A 6573-nucleotide genomic window follows, 5' to 3' on the forward strand; every position below is an offset into this window, starting at 1 on the left:
GACCCGAGATTTCATGATAGAGAGAAAGCTGCTGTTGTAGATATTCACTCGAGAAAGGATCCAGCTCTTGGTCAACTTTTACTGCGGGAATATAACAAAACCCCTCCCAGAAGGAGGAAGTTTGGGAGAGTTTGGCCCTCCTAAAGCATCTACTCGCTCTATGAATGCATCTAGGTTTTCGCAAGTAAGACCATTAACTTTTAACATAACTTCTCCCAAGTAGATCTTGAAGTTTAATCCGCAAATTCAGGATACGTACACTCATATACTCAAAATCAACTAGATCGCCAAAAAACTAAGATTTAAGTCAAAAAAGGGTTGGGAAGCTCTCACATTTTTTCAAAAAAGAGGGCTTAACATTTTGCAAGAGGCTCAAATGATAAAAACTTTTATTATGGCAGGGGTAAACCCCCTATCTTCAAACCAGCATACGCCTTCCTGCACCAGCGTTAGAATCAGTTGGTAGTGCCCCTTTTTATCTGGTGCTTGGACGCGAACAACTTCTTCAACCGTTTCATCGGCATAAACAATCTCACAAGCAAGTGGGGTTCGAAGGCCATCATACCAGTTCATGCTACCATCAGCATTCAACCAATGGTATGAGAGAAGCACGGGGTTATCGCCATAACTGCACCATACTGAATCGGTTTCATTTTTCAGAACAATTTTAACTTCAAAGATCTCACCACACGAAAGAGATTTAGGAAACGATTTCAAAGCCAAAGAGCCATTTGTTTCAGAGATGTGACCACCTCCAGCATCCTTGTCAGAAATAAGATTCGGATTTCTCCAGAATTGAACACCGTCAACCAACGTGGAAACTGTTTTTCCAATACTTAATACAGCAGGTCGTTCAACCTCCAACCGCCAGCCTGCATTAATCAACAAATCAATAAGCTCACCTTCAATTTGCCTGCTATGAGTTCCTATAAACATAGTTGCTACATGTTCATTCAAAAAATCAATCGACTCTGGAATAAGTTCGATTTCTCCACCCTGAATGTCTATATGAAGGAGATCAATCTTGTTTATACGTTGAGGCAAAGCACTCTGCAAAGTAATCTGCGGAAGACAGGAATAGCTACCAGACTTAACAAGATTATCTGTTTCTTCATCGGTGGCGTTGAATAGCGGTTCTAGCCCCCACGAAACACCTGATTGACTCTGAATCGGGAACAGGGCTGTTCCTGCATGCGCCGACGCGACACCATGATAAAGCTTAAATTCAGTTTCCTCAAATCCATTCGTGCATAAAGCTTCTTTTGCAAATACTATATGACCCAAATCCCCCTCTATTCCAACAAGACTAACACTAAGTCCTTTCCTTTTTGCCACTATCCCAGCATTATTGAGCCAACATCCCCAACCGCACCCAAGCTCTATAATAGTAAAGTGCTCCTTAGCTAGATCCACAGCTCTAAAAACGGAACCAAATTCTGCAATATCAGCATGCCAGTTGGCTGGAATCGGTACCTCTTCAATTCCTTCCTTACCGGAAAGTATGTGAGGAAAAAAATTTGGATTAATTTTTACACCAAACGCATTGGTTATATAACCTGGAGTTGGCAAAATATTTTGTTCACAATATTTATGAATTCTTTTTGTCAAATCACCGATGGAGGAATGGTAAAAATAAAAACGGTCTTGTGAATTCATCCTTTTACTCCTCTACTTTTACACTGGTAAATGCGTCGTGCAGCAGGGCTTTAGCAAGCCTTGCTGTACTTTCTTCCCAGGTTAACCACTTCATGTCGCTTGATTTTGGGTGCTGGTTCGTTAGGTATAATGCAAGCCACTGTCTGATTGTCTTCGTCAAATCGTCTACGCTCAATCCTTCAAAATAATAAGCATACTCCCCAGCAACTTCACGGAAAACCGGAATGTCCCGCGCAATAATAGGAAGCTTATACTGCGCAGCTTCAATGAGCGGCAGTCCAAAACCTTCGCCGTAGGAGGCAGCAATCAGACAAGCACTAGATTCATAAACTTTTTCCAAATATTTATCGCTTATAGCTTCGAGCCAGAATAGACGTTTGTTACGCTCTGGGTGAGAATGCAAGCGATTGATTAATCCTTCTACCATCCAGCCTTGCTTGCCGGCTATGACGAGATTAATGTTACTCCCCAATTGCCAGAGTTGCTCAAAAGCATCTAATACTTGCTCATAGCCCTTGCGAGGTTCCAAAGTTCCTACCATCAAAAAACTGGGGCGAGCACAAAACAGATGGAGTTTGTCATCAGCATCCAAAGGCAAGTCTTGAGTGGGAATAGAATTTTCTACGTCAGCGCCGAGGTGAAACCAGCTGATTTGAAACGGACGTTCATGTTTGAAGAGACTATTTCCTATCCAACTTTGTAATTCACAGGCTACCGATCGAGAAATACAGACAGCCCCATCGTTTTCCGCAACCACTCCAAGCCATTGCGCAAATACTTCTGCCGCACCTTTTGGAAAAAATTGTTTTAAGTGAATGCACAGCAGGTCATAAACACAAAATACAACTCGAACACCCTGTAATCGCAAAGTCTGATAAAAAGCCCTCTGTGCCACCTGCACCTGTGGTTGTAGATCAAGCACAAAAAACACATCACCTGCTGCATAATCTATTGGCTCGTCACTATGGCAGTTGTTAGGTACGTCTAAAAACTTACTGGCAAATTTTCGTGCGTAACGATATCCTTGTTGTTCGGTCGTGGCATATACCGGCTCAACACTGAAGCCTTCAGGCGGATTAATCAGCCATTGTTTTAGAATGCTACGAACAACACGCTGAATACCAGTACGAGCATCCTTTTTAACAAGTTCCGACACATCTACAAACAGTTTTTTTTGAGAGCTTAGCGGAATGTTTTTTGAAATACACTCTGCCAGCAAAAAAAGTTCAGACGATGAAAAACTACCTGCAACACTTCCTATCTTCTTGATCAAATTAGCTTGAAGATCAGTCACAGAAATATTATCCACACCATTTAGAGCAGCAAATATTGCTTCAAACACATGCTGTGGTGTAATAGCAGTGAGACACTGGAAGTTATTTGTGCATGAGCTACGATCAGCAATGTGACAAGGTGAGCACGGAACGGGCACATGTAATACCCTGCAATCACCGAACACAGGCCCCCACTCCGTTACCGTCTCGTGGCCACCGTAAATGCCGACAACACGTAAACCGCACCAAGAAGCCAAGTGTGCACCATACGAATTGTTCGCAACACAGACATGGTAATTAACCACAGTATCAACCAGATCACGCCAAGAAAGTCCGCAATGCACTGTTAATTTGGAAAAGTGCAACAAATGATACGCCCTCGCCTCCACATCTGATCTGACAAAAAGCCCAATTTTCAGAACATTTGGTGCCTCCTCAAGCAAGGATAAAAGGGCTACAAAGTTGTCCGTACCCCACTCCTTTACTTCGCTTCCTGCATTTGGAAAAATAGCTACACAACCAAGTTCAGCGGCACCAAGGGAAACTGTTCCTACATTACTGATAAAATCACTTGGATTGGAAGGCAAAGAATCTATTAATCGTAGCATCTGCACAGCAATGGAGGTACGATTAAGCTCTGTCGCTTCAAAAGGGGTATCGTCTAGTGCAGGCAAGCAGACACTTAATAAAGTATCTATAGATGTGTCACTTGTTGAGTATCCAACACGGATGTCAGCGGGAATTTTCGTCAGAATAAATCGAGTATCTCTCTGCCGACGTAGGTCAATAGCGAAGTCGTATACGTTCATCTGTTCAACCAAAAGATCTAGTTCGTGGGGGTATTGGGGGGATTCAGATGATTTTTGAGAAAAATAATCCAGTGTATGCACAATATCAAAAACACCTAATGCATTTGCAGCCTCAAAATTCCTGCTTCCAACCAAAGCTTCAATCCGTGCATCGGGATAGCGTGCACGCAAACGGCGAATCGCGGGAATCGCTAACACGAAGTCTCCCATATGATCAAGCTTGCTCACAAGAATACGCAACGTACGCGGTTGGAAAATTCCTGTACGGGTTTCCATAACAACACCACCCGGCCACACCACGTGGGCCGGACGGGCCATATTTTCTAATACATTAATGGCTTTAAGGGCACATTCATCCCACGAAAACGCCTTAACTCGTTCCATACCATACTTAACCAGATCCTCACGAAACTTTTCATCCCCAAGAGCCTGAACCATCTTTTTAGTAATAGCTAAAACCGAAAACGGATCAAATAAAGCATCCTCTCGCCCAATTACTTCAGGAAGACTAGTAGCATTTGAAGCTATCACAGGAGCACCACATCCCATTGCTTCCAAAGGTGGCAGTCCGAATCCTTCGTGAGTAGAGGGAAATACAAAAAGTTGACAGGCGGTATACAACTGCATTAACTCAAGGTCAGAAACGAATCCACTAAAAATAATTTCATCCGCCCTTAAACCAGCTTGTATGGCCGTAGCCATGTAACCAGCAACACACTCTTCTGGCATCCTGCCCACAAAGACAAGTTGATGGATATCACGCAACTTACGTGGCAGTGCAGCAAAAGCCTCAATAAGACGTTCAAGGTTCTTTCGCTCATCAGCCCCCCCCGTATACATGACAAACGGCTTAGTTATACCTAACTTTGCAAACAACACTAAACGTTCAGACTGTGTCATTGGATGAGGTACAAATCGAGGGTCAACCCCAGAAGAAATGTTCGTCACTGCATAGCCAGGAAAGCCTATAGCGCTTAAGGCCTCATTACGCGAGTTTTCAGAAATTGCCAGCAAGGCGCTACAGTTTTTGAGTGAATCAATTTTTTTTCTGTAATAATCGATATAAACTGGATTAGTACGAAACTGCTCATCCGGATTGATTAAAGGAATTAGGTCATACAAAATTGCTATCACGGGAGTTTGCTTATCAAAACGCCCAATACTGACAATCGCATCGTCTCCAAGTCCTTCAAAAAGACTGGTAACAAGTACAACGTCTGGTTTCATACAGGAAATTGCCGCCTCACGAACGTACTCCCCTACTTCTGTGCGGTCGGCATTAGTAGAATCACATTCACGTGTTGGTCCTACACTATGCCAGACACGGATATTTTCTTGAGGCAATAATCCAACGAAAGCAGCCCGAATAGGCTCTATCGTATCAAAGAAAAGTCCATTTAGAGCGAGTAAAACATCATGTTCTCCGCGGTTTCTAACAATAGCCAAGGCGAGAGAAATTGAATAACGACCAATTCCGCGATAACGGCTCTCAGTCTGAGCCCCCTGCATATCTATTACAATACGCATTACGCATCCTCCATCTTCCGTTTCAACAGTACTGACAACAGGTCGTCATGGATGCGCTTAGCATGGGGAGTAAGCTTAGAGAGATGCACATTTACCGGCACACAGCTAACACGCAAACCTTTGTTTTCAAACCAAAAGTACCCCTCCATAACCATAGTTATCTCAAGCAGATAATCTCCGGGGGCATCAGGCGATTGGACGTTAACTGTCAGTATCTGTGATTCCCCTGGTGCAACTGGCTTTGATAACACTGTACGGGGGTTTTCATATTTGTATTCTTTACCGTTCAAGTAATACCAATGATAACTCATAAAAACAGGACAGTTTGCAGAAGTTTCCCAAATCATGTTCGATTGGTTCTCTACTTTAACTGCAATATTTTGATTTTCGTTTGCAACAAGGATAACATCACTACCGATAAAATCTATTCTCCCAGCAGCTGGCTCATCGCTATCAGATACAGCAACCGGAAAACTATCTTGAAGTGATTCCAAAGGTATAGCTTGAATTTGCTTATTAAATCTGTTTTCAATTCGAGCTAACGTTCCCTTAATAGCCAACAAATCATCAATCACTTTGACCGTTGCGGTGAAATTGTTAATTTTCAAAACAAGATTTGATATTTGCCCTTCAAAAACCGACATCCGGTGACTCATAATTCTAGGCAAAGCAAACCATTTTCGCCATCCTTTGAGACCGGCACCTGTATGGCGAATCAGCACATGTAAATCATCAAGCCCGGGCCTATTGGCTAGTTGTGCTTCCTGTGACGCCATTAGATCGGCAAGAATTTCAACACGGCTCTTACCTATACGCAGCCATCTACGGTAATGTGCTATACCGGTTGGATCGGCTTGGCGTCCCAATATTAATTGATAGGCCTTGGTTATAAATTCAGCCTCACTCAGTAGCAACAACTGATCTATGGCATTCATTTCTTTTAATGGTCCCCCCTCAATAATTGCATCCATACACGATAGTGGATGCTCTATGGCTGAAACAGGCACATCATTTCCAGTTATATTTACGGATACCGCGGTATTCAGCCCAGTAGTCAATAAATCAGACAGCCTCTTGAATCTAGAAAATGGGAGCCACCCCAAGAACAACCCCAACCGCGACCAACGTGAATTCCTAATATCTACAACTTCAGCAATAACTTGCTCTAGTATGTGCTGAAAACGTAACAGTTGCCCAGTTTCAGCCCGCCTAAATGACTCACGCAGAGTTTCAAGTTTTTGTAAATACTCCTGTTTGTTTTTTTCCCTCTCTTGCTCACAAAACTCATGCTCACGAACTAAATATTC

Annotated in this window: 3 protein-coding genes; all 3 read right to left on the bottom strand. The window is 42.9% G+C overall.

What is annotated here, in order from left to right; translation table 11 throughout:
• Positions 1-372 precede the first annotated feature (372 nt).
• Positions 373-1656, bottom strand: coding sequence for a hypothetical protein (locus OEL57_RS12655; protein WP_300740893.1), 1284 nt, complete (start codon positions 1654-1656; stop codon positions 373-375).
• A gap of 4 nt (positions 1657-1660) precedes the next feature.
• Positions 1661-5266, bottom strand: coding sequence for a glycosyltransferase (locus tag OEL57_RS12660; RefSeq protein WP_300740894.1), 3606 nt, complete (start codon positions 5264-5266; stop codon positions 1661-1663).
• The coding region (locus OEL57_RS12665) for a DUF4214 domain-containing protein (protein ID WP_300740895.1) at positions 5266-6573 on the bottom strand (1308 nt) is incomplete at its 5' end. The genes OEL57_RS12665 and OEL57_RS12660, both read right to left, overlap by 1 nt.

Source organism: Trichlorobacter sp., from assembly GCF_030247655.1.
Classification (GTDB): Bacteria; Desulfobacterota; Desulfuromonadia; order Geobacterales; family Pseudopelobacteraceae; genus Trichlorobacter.

What these genes read in the sequence shown, in the direction of transcription:
- OEL57_RS12655 (WP_300740893.1), bottom strand. Translation starts at nt 1,656, where the DNA reads ATGAATTCACAAGACCGTTTTTATTTTTACCATTCCTCCATCGGTGAT.
- OEL57_RS12660 (WP_300740894.1), bottom strand. Translation starts at nt 5,266, where the DNA reads ATGCGTATTGTAATAGATATGCAGGGGGCTCAGACTGAGAGCCGTTAT.